Origin of the sequence: Nocardia cyriacigeorgica NBRC 100375 (assembly GCF_000308555.1) — a bacterium.
Lineage (GTDB): Bacteria > Actinomycetota > Actinomycetes > Mycobacteriales > Mycobacteriaceae > Nocardia > Nocardia cyriacigeorgica.
Genome location: NZ_BAFY01000177.1, coordinates 1 through 13891 on the forward strand (window position 1 = coordinate 1; position 13891 = coordinate 13891).

15 protein-coding genes are annotated in these 13891 nt (G+C 69.4%); 6 read left to right on the plus strand and 9 right to left on the minus strand.

The window, feature by feature from the left end; translation table 11 throughout:
• Positions 1 to 756, minus strand: a 756-nt coding sequence (locus tag RJ05_RS17060) for an MmgE/PrpD family protein (RefSeq protein WP_036538433.1), incomplete at its 3' end; no start/stop codon positions are given.
• A gap of 151 nt (positions 757 to 907) precedes the next feature.
• On the opposite strand from RJ05_RS17060, the gene RJ05_RS17065 reads away from it, so the two are divergent.
• A complete protein-coding gene (locus tag RJ05_RS17065) occupies positions 908 to 2329 on the plus strand; it encodes a short-chain fatty acyl-CoA regulator family protein (RefSeq protein WP_036538435.1) in 1422 nt (473 codons plus the stop codon).
• 6 nt (positions 2330 to 2335) lie between these two features.
• Here RJ05_RS17065 and recG read toward each other — a convergent pair whose 3' ends face one another.
• The gene (gene recG, locus RJ05_RS17070) at positions 2336 to 4612 is read right to left on the minus strand and encodes an ATP-dependent DNA helicase RecG (protein WP_036538436.1); all 2277 of its coding nucleotides are present in this window, start codon (positions 4610 to 4612) and stop codon (positions 2336 to 2338) included.
• 46 nt (positions 4613 to 4658) lie between these two features.
• Positions 4659 to 6635, minus strand: coding sequence for a DAK2 domain-containing protein (locus RJ05_RS17075; RefSeq protein ID WP_081597383.1), 1977 nt, complete (start codon positions 6633 to 6635; stop codon positions 4659 to 4661).
• A 367-nt stretch (positions 6636 to 7002) separates the two neighbouring features.
• Between RJ05_RS17075 and rpmB the strand changes: the two genes are divergently transcribed.
• The 3 genes from rpmB (at position 7003) to RJ05_RS17090 (ending at position 8605) form a co-directional block, all read left to right on the plus strand.
• Positions 7003 to 7194, plus strand: coding sequence for a 50S ribosomal protein L28 (rpmB, locus tag RJ05_RS30025; RefSeq protein ID WP_011210730.1), 192 nt, complete (start codon positions 7003 to 7005; stop codon positions 7192 to 7194).
• A gap of 107 nt (positions 7195 to 7301) precedes the next feature.
• A complete protein-coding gene (locus tag RJ05_RS17085; protein ID WP_036538439.1) occupies positions 7302 to 7847 on the plus strand; it encodes a GNAT family N-acetyltransferase in 546 nt (181 codons plus the stop codon).
• Positions 7817 to 8605, plus strand: coding sequence for an enoyl-CoA hydratase/isomerase family protein (locus RJ05_RS17090; protein WP_036538470.1), 789 nt, complete (start codon positions 7817 to 7819; stop codon positions 8603 to 8605). The genes RJ05_RS17085 and RJ05_RS17090 overlap by 31 nt, the downstream gene beginning before the upstream one ends.
• Here RJ05_RS17090 and RJ05_RS17095 read toward each other — a convergent pair.
• Positions 8587 to 9099, minus strand: coding sequence for an SgcJ/EcaC family oxidoreductase (locus RJ05_RS17095; RefSeq protein ID WP_081597381.1), 513 nt, complete (start codon positions 9097 to 9099; stop codon positions 8587 to 8589). The genes RJ05_RS17090 and RJ05_RS17095 overlap by 19 nt on opposite strands.
• Positions 9100 to 9158: 59 nt before the next feature.
• Between RJ05_RS17095 and RJ05_RS17100 the strand changes: the two genes are divergently transcribed.
• The gene (locus RJ05_RS17100; RefSeq protein WP_036538441.1) at positions 9159 to 9626 is read left to right on the plus strand and encodes a MarR family winged helix-turn-helix transcriptional regulator; all 468 of its coding nucleotides are present in this window, start codon (positions 9159 to 9161) and stop codon (positions 9624 to 9626) included.
• Positions 9627 to 9629: 3 nt separating this feature from the next.
• On the opposite strand, the gene RJ05_RS17105 is transcribed toward RJ05_RS17100, so the two are convergent.
• From RJ05_RS17105 to RJ05_RS17120, 4 genes are all read right to left on the minus strand, one after another.
• Positions 9630 to 10493 carry an alpha/beta fold hydrolase gene (locus RJ05_RS17105; protein WP_036538442.1) on the minus strand — a complete coding sequence of 288 codons (864 nt, stop codon included), beginning with the start codon at positions 10491 to 10493 and terminating at the stop codon, positions 9630 to 9632.
• 65 nt (positions 10494 to 10558) lie between these two features.
• Complete coding sequence (locus tag RJ05_RS17110; protein WP_036538444.1) at positions 10559 to 10798, minus strand: hypothetical protein; 240 nt, start codon at positions 10796 to 10798, stop codon at positions 10559 to 10561.
• A 38-nt stretch (positions 10799 to 10836) separates the two neighbouring features.
• On the minus strand, positions 10837 to 11520 hold the full coding sequence (locus tag RJ05_RS17115) for a uracil-DNA glycosylase (RefSeq protein ID WP_036538445.1): 684 nt from the start codon (positions 11518 to 11520) through the stop codon (positions 10837 to 10839).
• An 11-nt stretch (positions 11521 to 11531) separates the two neighbouring features.
• The gene (locus RJ05_RS17120) at positions 11532 to 12536 is read right to left on the minus strand and encodes a thiamine-phosphate kinase (RefSeq protein WP_036538446.1); all 1005 of its coding nucleotides are present in this window, start codon (positions 12534 to 12536) and stop codon (positions 11532 to 11534) included.
• Positions 12537 to 12853: 317 nt separating this feature from the next.
• Here RJ05_RS17120 and RJ05_RS17125 point away from each other — a divergent pair, with 317 nt between their 5' ends.
• Positions 12854 to 13555 carry a DUF3515 domain-containing protein gene (locus RJ05_RS17125; RefSeq protein WP_036538472.1) on the plus strand — a complete coding sequence of 234 codons (702 nt, stop codon included), beginning with the start codon at positions 12854 to 12856 and terminating at the stop codon, positions 13553 to 13555.
• 9 nt (positions 13556 to 13564) lie between these two features.
• Here the strand turns inward: RJ05_RS17125 and RJ05_RS17130 are convergent, their stop codons facing one another.
• Positions 13565 to 13867 carry a DUF6191 domain-containing protein gene (locus RJ05_RS17130; RefSeq protein WP_036538447.1) on the minus strand — a complete coding sequence of 101 codons (303 nt, stop codon included), beginning with the start codon at positions 13865 to 13867 and terminating at the stop codon, positions 13565 to 13567.
• Between the last annotated feature and the right edge of the window lie 24 nt (positions 13868 to 13891).

Here is a 13891-nt window from a genome sequence, read left to right on the forward strand (position 1 = left end):
CTCCCAGATCGGTGACGGCGCACCTTCCCCGCGCATCGCGCGATCGACGGCCTCGATGCCCATCTTCCCGGCGAAGGCCGGTGCGTAGGCCTTCCAGCTGGAGATCTCGCCCTTGCGTGACTGTCTGGTGGCGGTGGTGGTGTGCAGCGCCTGGCCGACGGCCTGATAGATGGTCTCGGCATCCAGGCCGAGCAGGGTGCCGAGACCGGCTGCGACGGAGGGGCCGAGGTGGGCGACGTGGTCGATCTTGTGCTCGTGCAGGCAGATACCGCGCACCAGATCCATCTGGATCTCGTATCCGGTGGCCAGCCCGCGGATCAGATCGGCGCCGCTGCGGCGGGTGTGCTGGGCGACGGCCAGGATGGGCGGGATGTTGTCGCCCGGATGGGAGTATTCGGCGGCCAGGAAGGTGTCGTGGAAATCGAGTTCGCGCACCGCGACGCCATTGGCCCAGGCTGCCCACTCCGGCGACACCGTCCGATCCGACGGCAACCCGAACACCGTGGCCCCCGCACGTCCCGCACGTGGCCGATAGCCCGCCGCAAGCGCCTGGGCCCGGGCCGAGGCCACCGGCCTGCGCACCAGTGCGGCCGCCGCCACCGCGGCATTGTCGATGATCCGGTTGACGATCATCTCCCGCACCTCGCCGGGCACCTCGACCGGATCGGTGGCGACTTCGGCGATCTTGGTGGCCAGATGTTCGGCCTGCGGGAAGTCTTCCGCGGATCCGCGAGCACGTACGATGTTGGTCTTCATGCGTCCTCCGCACTATGGGCGTTCTCTACCGATACTTCGCACGCTACGCAGCACGCACGCCGGGCAAAACACCTTGCACGCTTGGATTTTTGTGGGCAACAACCGGCGTTTTTGCGATGTTTGCGAAGAACGCGGGGTACGATCGCTCGCCGTGCGGAAGATGTACGCGGGTGCGCGGCTGCGACGGCTGCGCGAGGAGCGCCGGATGACCCAGGCCGCGCTCGCGAAGGCGCTGGACCTCTCGCCCAGCTACCTCAATCAGCTCGAGCGCGACCAACGCCCCCTCACCATCCCGGTGCTGCTCAAGTTGAACTCCACCTTCGATCTGGATGTGCAGTTCTTCGCCGCCGATTCCGACGCCAGGCTGGTATCGGACCTGCACGAGGTGCTCGTCGACGCGGCCGGCGGCGAGAGCGCGCCACTGACCGAGATCGAGGAGCTGGCCACCCGCCAGCCCGAGATCGCGCGCCTGGTGGTGGCCATGCACCGCCGGCTACGCACCGCCACCGATCAACTCGACCTGTTCTCGGCGCGGGTCGCGGCGCCCGCGGGCACGGCCGGTGTGCCCGCACCGTACGAGGACGTGCGCGACTTCTTCTACGACCATCACAACCACATCGGCCGGCTGGATCTGGCCGCGGAACGACTGTTCGACGAGTGCGGACTGTCGATCGGGTCGCTGGACCGGCAACTGGCCAGGGTGGCCGAGGAGCGGGCCGGTGTGACGGTGCTGGTACGCGGCGACGGCGCCGATTCCTCGGTCCCGAAACGCCGTTACGACCCCGACAGCCGCACCCTCACCCTGGCCAGGCGGCTGCGACCAGGGCAGCGCGCCTTCCAGATCGCCACCACCCTGGCCTTCCTGCTCTACGGCAACGAACTCGACGCGGTGCTCAGCGAGGCGCCGTCGCTGGCCGGCGAATCGCGCACGCTGGCACGCATCGGGCTGGCCAGCTATTTCGCCGGGGCGCTGGTCCTGCCGTACGGGCGCTTCCTACGATCGGCCGAGGAGCTGCGCTACGACATCGACCTGCTCGGCCTGCGTTTCGAGGTCGGCTTCGAAACCATCTGCCATCGGCTGAGCACCCTGCAACGCCAGGGCCAGCGCGGTGTGCCGTTCTTCTTCGTGCGCACCGACCGGGCCGGCAATATCTCGAAACGCCAGTCGGCCACCGCCTTCCACTTCTCCCGCGTCGGCGGCAGCTGCCCGCTGTGGGTGGTGCACGAGGCCTTCGCCCACCCCGGCCGCATCCTCACCCAGGTCTCCGAGATGCCCGACGGGCGGCGCTATTTCTGGATCGCGCGCACCGCGATGATGGCACCGCAGGGGTTCGGAACCATGGCCAAGAACTTCGCCATCGGCCTCGGCTGCGATATCGAATACGCCGACCGGCTGGTGTATTCCAAGGGCATCCAACTAGACGACCCCGCCAACGCGGTGCCGATCGGCGCCGGATGCAAAGTCTGCGATCGGCCCGCCTGCCCGCAGCGGGCGTTTCCGCAGATCGGCAGTCCGCTGGCGGTCACCGAGGAGGTGTCGGCGGATCTGCCGTACCCGCGGGTGCGGGCCTGACCCGAATCAGGACTTGGCCAGGTACTCCAGACGCTCGGAGTCGACAGCGGCATGCATCATCGCCGCCAGACCGGGGTGCTCGGTCAAACCGGGATCCTGCTCGACCAGCTCCCGCGCGAGTTGCTGTGCCGCGGTGATCACTTCGAGGTCGTCGAGTAGCGACAGCAGCCGCAGTGACCGCGCGGTGCCCGACTGCGCCGAGCCGAGCACATCGCCTTCGCGGCGCTGGCGCAGGTCGAGGACCGCCAGCTCGAAACCATCGGTGGTGGCGGCCACCGCCTCCAGCCGGGTCATCGCCGGACCACCCGGCGCGGCATCGGTGACCAGCAGGCACAGCCCCGGATGCTTGCCACGGCCGATCCGGCCGCGCAACTGATGCAGCTGACTGACGCCGAACCGGTCGGCGTCGATGATCACCATCACCGTGGCGTTGGGCACGTCCACGCCGACCTCGACGACGGTCGTGCAGACCAGCACATCGATGCTGCCCTCGTTGAATTCCCGCATCACCTGGTCTTTGTCATCGGCAGGCAGACGGCCGTGCAGCAACCCGACCCGCAGCTCGGCCAGCGGACCGGTACGCAGCTGATCGAAGACGTCGAGCACCGCCTGCGTGGTCGGCCCCTCGGTGCCTTCGCCCTTCGATTTTCCGTTGCGCGATGTACCGCTGCCGTTGCCGTCCTCGTCGTCGCCGATCCGCGAGCACACCACATACGCCTGTCGACCCTCGCGGACCTCCTCGGCGATCCGCTCCCAGGCCCGGTCGACCCAGTTCGGGTGCACCCGGCGCGGAACGACCTTCGAGGTGATCGGCGAGCGGCCACGCGGTAGTTCGGTCAGGGTGGAGGTCTCCAGATCGCCGAGCGTGGTCATCGCGATGGTGCGTGGAATAGGGGTAGCGGTCATCACCAGCAGATGCGGAGCGGAACCGGCTTTCGCCTTGGCGCGCAAGGCGTCTCGCTGTTCCACACCGAAGCGGTGCTGTTCGTCGACGACGACCATGCCCAGATCGAAGAACTCCACCGCGTCCTGGATCAGGGCGTGCGTGCCGATCACGATGCCCGCCTCACCGGTGACCGCCGCCAGCAGGGCAGCGCGTTTGGCACCGGCGGACATCGACCCGGTCACCAATGTCACCCGGGTGGCGTTGTCGGCGGCGCCGAGTTCTCCCGCCGTGCCGAGCTCGCCGAGCATGCCGAGCAGCGACCGGTAGTGTTGCGCGGCCAGCACTTCGGTGGGCGCGAGCAGCGCGCATTGCTGCCCGGAGTCGATCACCTGCAGCATCGCGTGCAGCGCGACGATGGTCTTACCCGAGCCGACCTCACCTTGCAGCAGCCGATGCATCGGCTGCTCGCGGGAGAGGTCGGCGGAGATTTCCTCGATCACCTGCCGCTGCCCCGCGGTGAGTTCGAACGGCAGCCGCTGGTCGAACGCCGCCGCGATGCCGTCGGTGCGCGGCGGGCACGGCTTCGCGGTCCGCGCGGATACCTCGTGCCTGCGTTCGGCGAGCACCAGCTGCAACGCCAGCGCCTCGTCGAAGCGCAGCCGCTGCTTCGCCTGCTCGATGTCGAGCTTGTGGTCGGGCAGGTGAATCAGGCGCAACGCGTCCGAGACCGCCATCAGCCGGTGCTCGTCCCGGATGTGCTGCGGGAGTGGATCGTCGATCGGGTCGAGCTGATCGAGCACCTGCCGCACACACGCCAGGATCTCCCAGCTCTGCACCTTGGCGGTGGCCGGGTAGACGGGGATGAATTCGCGCTCGAAGAACGACATGTCCACCCCGCCCGCGTCTTTGGCGCTCTGGGCGATGCCGCGCAGATCGCCGCCGCCGCGCACGGTGGTGAGCGTCGGGGTTTCGTCGTCGGCGCTCTCGGGCAGGATCAGGTAACCAGGGTGGCTCAGATTCCACTGCCCGGGCCGCCAGTAGTTCACCGTGCCCGACATCATCGCCCGCACGCCCTCGCGGACCACGTATTTCACCTTGTCACCGTTGAAGAAGGTGACATCGACGCCCTTGCCGGTGCCGGTATCGAGCACCACCTTGAGCAAGGACCCGCGGCGCTGGCGCATCGGCTTGAGCTCGGCCTTGGTGACCCGGCCGATGACCGTGATATGCGAGCCGTCCTCCGGCTCCTCCTCGGTCAGCGGCTGGCCCTGGGTGGCGTAGCGCAGCGGATAATGCCGCAGTAGATCCTCGACGGTGTGCATATCGAACGCGTCGGCCAGCGACGCCGCCGCTTTCACGCCGAGTAGATGGTCGAGCCGATCGCTCAGTGTTGCCATGACCTCGTTCCCGCCGCCGTCGTCGCCTGCTTCATGCCGTGCACCGTCATTCGACTCCGATCTGGATCAGATCGGCATGCTGACCCCCGGAATACACCATGATCTCCACCCCCGGAAAACCTGCCGCGACATGGTCGGACAGCTCTTGTGCCAGCCCCTCCGGCGCCGCCGCGCCCACCAGCAGGGTGACCAGTTCCCCACCGAGGCCGAGCATCCGGTCGAGCAGCGTCTGCCCGGCGGCGCGCACGTCACGGTCGATGACGATGACGTCATGGCCGACCAGGCCGAGGCCGTCACCGGGTTCGCAGGTGCCGACCATGGTCAGCGCGCGTTCGGTGGCCGCACGCAGCGAGCCCCATCGGGTCGCCGCAGCGGCCTCGGACATGGCGAACGCGTCGTCGACGGCGATCCGGCCGGCGTCGTGCACGGCCAGCGCGGCCAACCCCTGCACCATGGACCCGCTGGGCAGCAGTAGCACGTCACGGTGGTCGTCGCGGGCGGCCACACCGACCGCGACCAATTCCTGGGCGGGCAGTGCGCCGTTGGGCAGCACCAGCACCTCGCGGTGCGGCAGCCGCCGGATCGCGGCGAGCAACGCGGCCGTGGTGACGGCCGGTTCACCGGGAACCACTTCGGCACCCGCGTCGCGAAACAGCGTCATCGCGCCATGACCTGCCGCGACCGCGACGATGGCGCGGGCGGCAGGGCCGACGTCACCCACGGACTCGGGCGCGTTGTCTGAGCGCACCGAATCGCCTTGGCGGGCAATGATGTCGGGTTCCTCGCGAGCCGACTCCGGCGCGGAGCGCGCGCCGTGTAACGCCGCGCCGCTGAATCGGCCGTCGAGCTCACCAACCTCGGGCGCACCGTGCTCCGCGCATCCGGGTGCGCAAAGGTCACCGCACTCGCCGGCGATCGCGAACGACTCCACCCGCACCCCGCTGAGCGTTCCCGCCGCGATCCCGGCCTCGATGGCGGCACCGGCGTCGACGCAATGCACATGGGCCGACCAACTATCCGCACCGTCGCCGACCACCACCACCGAATCCCCCAGCTCGGTCAGCCGGTATCGCAGCGCCGAGATCCGGTCCGGGTCCGAGTCGTCCAGCCGGTACATCACCTCGTAGCGAGCCGGTGGCGTCGGCGCCGCTTCCGCTCGTCGATCGGGCGATTCCGCGGCGGGCCGGTACACCGGCCGCTCGGGGCGGGTGCCGGTCACCACCTCGACCAGGCTGTCCAGCAACGCCACCAGCCCACGAGCGCCCGCGTCGACCACGCCCGCCGATTGCAGCACGGTCAGCTGTGCGGTGGTCTCACCGAGCGCCTCGGCGGCCCCGTCGGCGGCGGCGGACACGATCTCGGCCAGCTCGTCGCCGGGGCAGTCGGCTGCCGCACCCGCCGCCCGCTCGAGCACGGTCAGAATGGTGCCCTCCACCGGGACGCTCAGCGCCTCCCGCACCAGCACCGCCGCCCGGCGCAGGGCCGTGCGCGCGGTGTCGCCGTCCAGCGGAGCGCTGCGCGTCGCCTCCGCTATCCCACGCAGGACCTGCGACAGAATGATCCCGGAGTTGCCGCGGGCGCCCGACGTCGCACCGCGCGCCATCGCGGCCGCGACCAGCGCGGTCGGAACGCCGCCGTCGGGCTCGAGGACGCCGGATCTACCCCCGACCGGCGCGTGCAGCTGTCCGGCGACCGGCGCGGTGCCGTTCGGGGCGCCGTCCGATCCCCCGGCGCCCGCCTTCGCCCGCACGGCGTCGACCACGTCGCGCCACAGACTCTTGGCAGCGGGCACGCCGGCCACCGGTTCCCGATCGCGGCTGCACGCGTGCGGTTGACCGTGCCCCCCGGGAAAGGCGCCGCCGTGCGCGGACAACACCGCCACTTCGGCGCACGAGACGGCCGCGCGCATGGTGGCCAGCAGATTGGTACCGGTGTCGGCGTCGGCGACCGGGAAGACATTGAGGGCGTTGATCTCCTCGCGCCGGTTGGTCAGCTCGTCCAGGCACAGCCTGCCCCAGCGCATCAGAGCCGTGCCGTTGAGCGCCTCCGGTCGCAGGGCCGCATAGCCGCCGCTCGCCTCCCACGATTCCGGCACCGCTGCTCCTCTCGCCACTCGACGCCACCACTGCTGGCCAGATTAGCCGGATCGGCCGACAGCACCGTGGCTGCCGGCGAGCACGCTCCGGTGTGGCGCACAGCACTCGATCCGTGCGGCGACGGCGGCCGGTTTGGTGGATCGCGGGGCGGGCGGTTAATCTTGCAGGGTTGCCTCGCGCGGCCGCTTCGGCTTGCGCTCGCCGGTTCGTTCCGGCAGGGCACTACGACATTGTTTCCGGACATGCTGTGTTGTGATGCAGCGGTCCCCCTATGACATGAAGGAGTTCGCGACTATGGCTGCCGTCTGCGACGTCTGCGCCAAGGGCCCCGGCTTCGGGAAGTCGGTCTCGCACTCGCACCGGCGCACCAACCGTCGCTGGAACCCGAACATCCAGACCGTGCGTGCGCAGGTCGCGCCGGGCAACACCCGCCGGATGAACGTGTGCACCTCCTGCCTGAAGGCAGGCAAGGTCGTTCGCGGCTGATCCGCCCGACGCACCACCTATAAGTACAGCACCGCGCCCCGGCACCCTTCGGTGATCCGGGGCGCGGTCATGTCCGGACTCGGCCGGATCCGCGACAGAATGGGGTCATGACCGACCCGCGCCCCTACCGCATCGTGCCCGCGGCCGCCGAACATGCCCGCGGCCTGGCCGACTGCCACATCGTGTGCTGGCGCGAGGCCTACCGCGGCCTGGTCCCGAACCATGTGCTCGACGCATTCGACATCGATCAACGCACCGAGGCCTGGACACGGCGGCTGGGCGAACACCCCGGCCGCACCACGGTCGCCCTCGCCGACGACACCGTGATCGGCTTCATCACCCTCGGCCCCGCCGTGTACCGCCCGATCGTGACGCCACTCGAGCTGAACGCCCTCTACGTGCGCTCACCGTGGTACGGATCCGGCGTCGCCGACGATCTGGTGCAGACCACGCTGAACCCGGAGATCCCCTGCTCGCTGTGGGTGTTCGCACAGAACCCACGCGCCATCGCCTTCTACCGTAAATACGGCTTCACCCCCGACGGCGCCACCCGTACCGAGTATTTCGCCACCGTCACCGAGCAGCGAATGGTGCGTCCGGAGGGCGCGATAGGGTCGTGGCCATGGCCACCACCGAACAAGCCGAGTACGTGAGCACCGTCGACGGCGTCCTGCAGATCACCATCGCTACCGCCGCCAACGGCACCTCATTGGATTTCACCGGTATCGCCGCGGGCACCGCGGCTCTGAACGAGCTCGACCCCCAGGTGGGGGCCGTCCTGCTGACGGGCACCGGCGCCAACTTCTGCGCGGGCGGCAACGTCCGTGGTTTCGCCGCCGCCGAGGACCGCTCGGCCCACCTCTACGATCTCGCCGACCGCCTGCACGAATTCGTGCGCGCCCTGGACGCGACCACCATCCCGGTGGTGGCCGGAGTGCAGGGCTGGGCGGCCGGCGCCGGCATGAGCCTGGTGTGCGCCACCGATATCGCCCTCGGCGGGCCATCCACCAAATTGCGGCCCGCCTACCCCGGCGTCGGCCTGAGCCCCGACGGCGGCATGTCGTGGACGCTGCCCCGCATCGTCGGCAGCGGCCGCGCCCGCGAGATCCTGCTCACCGACGCGATCCTGGACGCCGAGGAAGCCGTGCGCCTCGGCATCCTCAGCCGCCTGGTCGCCGACGAATCCGTCCGCGATGAAGCGCTGGCCCTGGCGACCTCGCTGGCCAACGGCCCACGCAGCACCTACGCGAGCATCAAGACCCTGCTCAACCGCTCGACCACGGCCACGTTGAGTCAGCAGCTCGACGACGAGCGCGACGCCATCGCGGCCGCAGCGGGCACCCCCGCCGGACGCGAAGGCGTCGACGCCTTCGTCGGCAAACGCGCACCGGACTACCGCGGGCTCGCCTGAGCGCGACCGATTCCGAGCCGCCGGGCCCAGCGCCCCATCAGCTGGGACATCTTCGAGGGGAGCGCGTCCGGTTGCGGCACGGTCACCGGACGCACCCGCCCGTTGTGAATGGCGGTGATCCGCCAGCCTTCAGACGTGCGCACCAGGACCACCGTCTGCCGGGAGAGCCTGCGCTCGGGCAACCGGGACCGCCACGGCATCAGCACCGAGCCGGTGCCGTGCAGGATCGCCACGTCCTCGGTGACGTAGCGAATCGATTCCACCTCGCCGACCAGGGCGGACCCGGCCAGCACTCCCCGGAAGAGTTTGTCGTGGTTGTGCTGGTGCTCGGCGCGGCCGCGGGCCCGGGTGCCGTCATAGGCGACGTAGTCGGAATCCTCGGTGAACAGCGCGCCGAACGCGACGGCGTCGTTGTCGGTCCAGGCCTGTTTGAAGTCGTCGAACAGCGCCAGGATCGCGGTGTCGTCGGCGGTGCGGGTGAGGCTGTCGGTCATGGCGGTGCATCCCCGCTATCGTTTCGATGTTCGAAACGTACGATAACAGAAAGCTTCGAATGTCGAAAGAAGAGCTGATCGGCGCGATCGGCCATCACTTGCGGTTGCTCCAGCAGAGCTTCGACACCTTCGACGAGGCGGTTGCCGCACGCCTTGGTCTCAATCGCACAGATTTGCGGTGCCTGGACCTGGTCCTCGAACGCGGGCCCATCGCGGCAGGAGAGCTGAGCAGTGCCTTACGACTCAGCCCCGCCGCGACGACAACGGTCATCGATCGACTGGTCCGCGCCGGATTCGCCACCCGCGCACAGGACCCGGGCAACCGCAGGCGGGTGCTGGTCACCGCGACCGACGCCGCCCATGCGGTCGACGCGGAGATCTTCCGGCCTGTCGGCATAGCGGGCGCGCGCGCCCTGAGCCGCTACGACGACGACGCGCTCACGGTCATCGTGGATTTTCTGCGCACAGCCCTCGAGGTCCATCGGGAACAGACCCGGCTGTTGGCCGAACCGGATGCGCCGGACTGAGATTCAGTCGTTCAACGTGAGGATGAACTCGGCGACGGCGTCGGTGAAGGCATCGTTGTCGTCGCCTGCCGCGGTGTGCGCTGCTCCGCCGATCTCGACCATCCGCGCGTGCGGCACGAGCTCCTGGAAGGCCGCGGCCCCTTCGGCGCTGACCACATCCGATTGCAATCCGCGTACCAGCAGCACCGGAATGGTGAGCGTGCGCGCTACTTCTTCCATCCGGCCGGTGATCTCGGACGGGTCCTCGGCGCGATCGGCGAGCATATCCGGATCCCAATGCCAGTACCAGCGGCCGTCGCGCTCACGCAGATTGCGACGCAGGCCGTCGGTGTTGTCCGGCCGCGGACGGTGCGGCATGTACTCGGCGACCGCGTCGGCCACCTCGTCGAGGCTGTCGAAGCCGTCGCGATGCTTGCCGAGGAAATCCAGCACCCGCTGCACACCCTCCGGCTCGGGCCGGGTGACGATATCGACCAGCACCAGCGCGCTGATCTGGTCCCCGCCGGGCACCGCGGTGGCGAGCAAGCCGGTGATTCCGCCCATGCTGGCACCGACCACCACGGCCGGACCGCCGAGTTGGCCGAGTACCTCGATCAGGTCCTCGACCATGGTTTCACGCCGGTAATCGCGCTGGGCCGACCACTGACTGTCGCCGTGCCCACGCGCGTCGAGAGTGATCACCCGCATCCCGGTGGCGGCCAGCTTGGCGCCGGTCTGCTTCCACGAGTGCCGGGTCTGCCCGCCGCCGTGCAAGAACACCACGAGCGGGCCGTCGGCGGGCCCGTACTGGTCGGCAGCGAGTTCGATCCCGCCCGAACCGCGCAAGCGCAGCCGGACGGGATCGACGAGATTGTTCGCACTACTCACGATCTGAGGATCGCACAGCCGTCTCGAAGCGCCGGCGCGAACCCCCAGGAATATTGGAACGGGTTTCAGCAGCCCAACGTTCCGGTGAAGATCACGCAAGCGAACTTGGCGTGCACCGTCGCCGAAATGGTGGACGATCCGGACGAGGTGTACTGCTCGGAGACCTGCGCGGTGCTGGTCTCGGTGGCCGGTTCCAGCGCCAGCGGCGCCGCACCGGCACTGGCCGCACCGGCGGCGAGCGCGGCACCGACGGCCAGGGTGGCGGTGGTGCCGCGTACGACGCTACGGACGGTTCTGGTCTGCATGTCTCTAGCTCCTCACTTGTTTCCAATCGACGCCCGGTTCAGGGCAGACGCCAATCCACCGGTTCGGCTCCCAGCTCGTCGAGCAGCTCGTTCAGCCGCGAGAACGGCCGGGAACCGAAGAAGCCGCGCGACGCCGACAACGGCGACGGGTGCGCGGATTCGATATAGGGCACCTCGGCCTCGGCCAGGGCCGGCTTCAGGGTCTGGGCGTCGCGTCCCCACAGGATCGCCACCAGCGGCTCGTCCCGCGCGACGAGCGCACGGATGGCCTGCTCGGTGACGATCTCCCACCCCTTGCCGCGATGGGAGGCCGGCTGGCCGGGCGACACCGTCAGCACCCGGTTCAGCAGCAAGACTCCCTGATCCGACCAGGGGCTCAGGTCACCGCACGAAGGTGTCGGATGGCCGAGATCTTTGCTGTACTCGGCGAAGATATTGGCCAGGCTGCGCGGAATCGGCGAGACATCCGGCGCGACGGAGAAACTCAATCCCATCGGATGCCCGGGTGTCGGGTAGGGGTCTTGGCCGACGATCAGCACGCGCACCGCGTCGAACGGACGCTGGAAGGCGCGCAGCACGTTCTCACCCGCGGGCAGGTAACCGCGTCCGGCGGCGTTCTCCGCGCGCAGGAAATCGCCCATGGCGGAGATCTGATCCGACACCGGTTCCAGTGCCTTCGCCCAACCCGGATCCACGACTTCCGACAGTGGTTTCGCGCCCATGACCGGACAACCTATCGCGATCCTGGCCGCTGTGCCGAGTCCGCCCCGGCGAACGATTCCCAGCCGCCCCGTCCGGTCGGCCGCACACCGTCGATGGTGACGCCCTGACCAGCACCGACCTCGCCGATTCTGGTCCAGCCCGCGGGCAGTTCGGTCCCGGCGGGCCAGGCCGCGGCGAAGGCGTGATCCTCACCGCCGGTCAGAATCCATTGGGCCGCATCGGCATCCAATGCGGCGGCCAACTCGACGAGGTGCGGGTCGGTGAGCGCGGCCGCACGCAGGTCGATGGCGACCTGCGAGGCGGCGGCGATATGACCGAGGTCGGCCAGCAGTCCGTCGGAGACGTCGGTGAGCGCGTTCGGGGCCACCCCCGCCGCCATCGCGTCGAGCACGGCACGGTAGGGCGGACGCGGAACCCTGTGTGCGGCAACCGCTTCGGCGAACTCGTCGCGCTCCCCCGCATCCGCAAGCAACGCCGCCAATCCCGCGGCCGACCAACCGAGCCGCCCGGCCACCGCGATCACATCGCCGTCGCGCGCCCCACTGCGCAGCACCGGTTCGGGCCCGATGGGATCGCCGAACGCCGTCACCGAAATCACCAGATGCGAATCGCGCACCAGGTCTCCGCCCGCGATGGAACCGCCGCTGACCGCCGCTTCGTCCCACAGGCCGTCGGCCAGGCCGTCGATCAGCGCGAGCGGAGTATCACCCGGACAGCCGAGCGCGACGACGAACGCGGTCGGCACCGCGCCCATCGCGACGACATCGGCAGCGTTCTGGGCGATGGCCTTACGGCCGATCTCGTACGGACTCGACCAGTCCAGCCGGAAATGGCGATCCTGCACCAGCATGTCGGTGGTGACCACGAACCGCGCACGCGGCGCGGCCAGCAGTGCGGCATCGTCACCAGGGCCGAGCAGTACCGCGGGCGCCTGGGTGCGTCCGGTGTTGATGCGCTCGATCAGGCCGAACTCGCCGAGTTCGGCCACGGTCCGCGGCGGCGTACTGCTGCTGATGGTCGATCCTTTCCGTGACCGGATCCACGCTGGTCGACGCGGGCGCGCCGCCGAGGCGGATTCGCCCCGACGGTACCCTGTGCACGGGCTATCGGGTTACCGCCCGGTATCGCGAGCTGTCCGGATCGCCCGGCAGCGCCGCGTCGGCCGCCCGACCATGGCACAGCCGGTAACCAGCAGTGAGACCAGGAAGGATCGGTGCGCGAATGGCGAGCACGCCGGACGACGGTTCCGCCGAATCACCCGACAAGGCCGGCGAACCGACGACGTCTGCCGAGCCCGGCGGGAGCGAACAGGCGAGCGCACCGGACGCGAGTATGGCATCGGATGAAACGGCGGCCGACGAAACCGCGTCTGCTGAGAAATCCGCCGCGGCCGATGAATCCGCCGCCGCCGAACCCCGCACGAACAAAGGCTCCGCCGACACCACCGAGTCCGACACCGACGAGCCCGACACCGACGAGCCTGCCGCCGAAACACGCGGCTCCGGCTACCCGCCCGCGCTCATCGCGACAGCCGTCGCACTCCCGGTAGCTCTGGTGATCGCGGTGCTGGTCGCCGCGATCATGGCCCGCAATATGCCGGTCGAACGCGAACCGCTGGTGCTCGGCCCGGTTCCCGCGCCCGCCGCCGACAGCGAAGCCTGCGCGACGCTGCTGCCGGCTCTCCCCGCCGACCTGGGTGAGTTCACCAAGTCCACGCTGGTCGAACCCGCTCCTCCGGCCACCCGCGCCTGGCAGCGGCCCGACGGCGGCGAGCCGATCGTGCTGCGCTGCGGCCTCGACCGGCCGCTGGAATTCAACCGCGCCTCCCCCATCCAGATGGTGAATGGGGTGCAGTGGTTCGAGATCCCCGATCCGGATGCCGACGCCAGCACCTGGTTCGCCGTGGACCGCGCCACCTACATCGCGCTGACGATTCCGGGCGGTTCGGGACCGACCCCGCTGCAGGAAGTATCGGACACGATCACGGCGAATCTGCCCGCCCAGCCGCTGGATCCGGGTCCGCTGCCCAACTGAGCCGCCCGCTCAGTCCTTGCGCAGCGTCGCTTTCCCGGAACGCAGATCGACGCCGACGTCGCCGGGTGCGCCCTCGCCCGCGTCTTCCCGGTACATCAGCACCATCTGCTGCTGTTCGAATTGGTGCTGCCGTCCGGCGGCGAAGACCGCGTCGAACTGTTCCAGTCCGATGGCGCCCGCGCTGCGGCCGTCGTCGTCACCACGCATCCACGGCAGCGCTGTTCGACCGGTGATCTTCCGGTACATCACGTCCCCGAAGGCGACCACGATGATGAGCAGGGCGAGTCCGGGGATGGTCATGGCCATCAGCATGGGATCGAGGGTACGCGCGCCCAG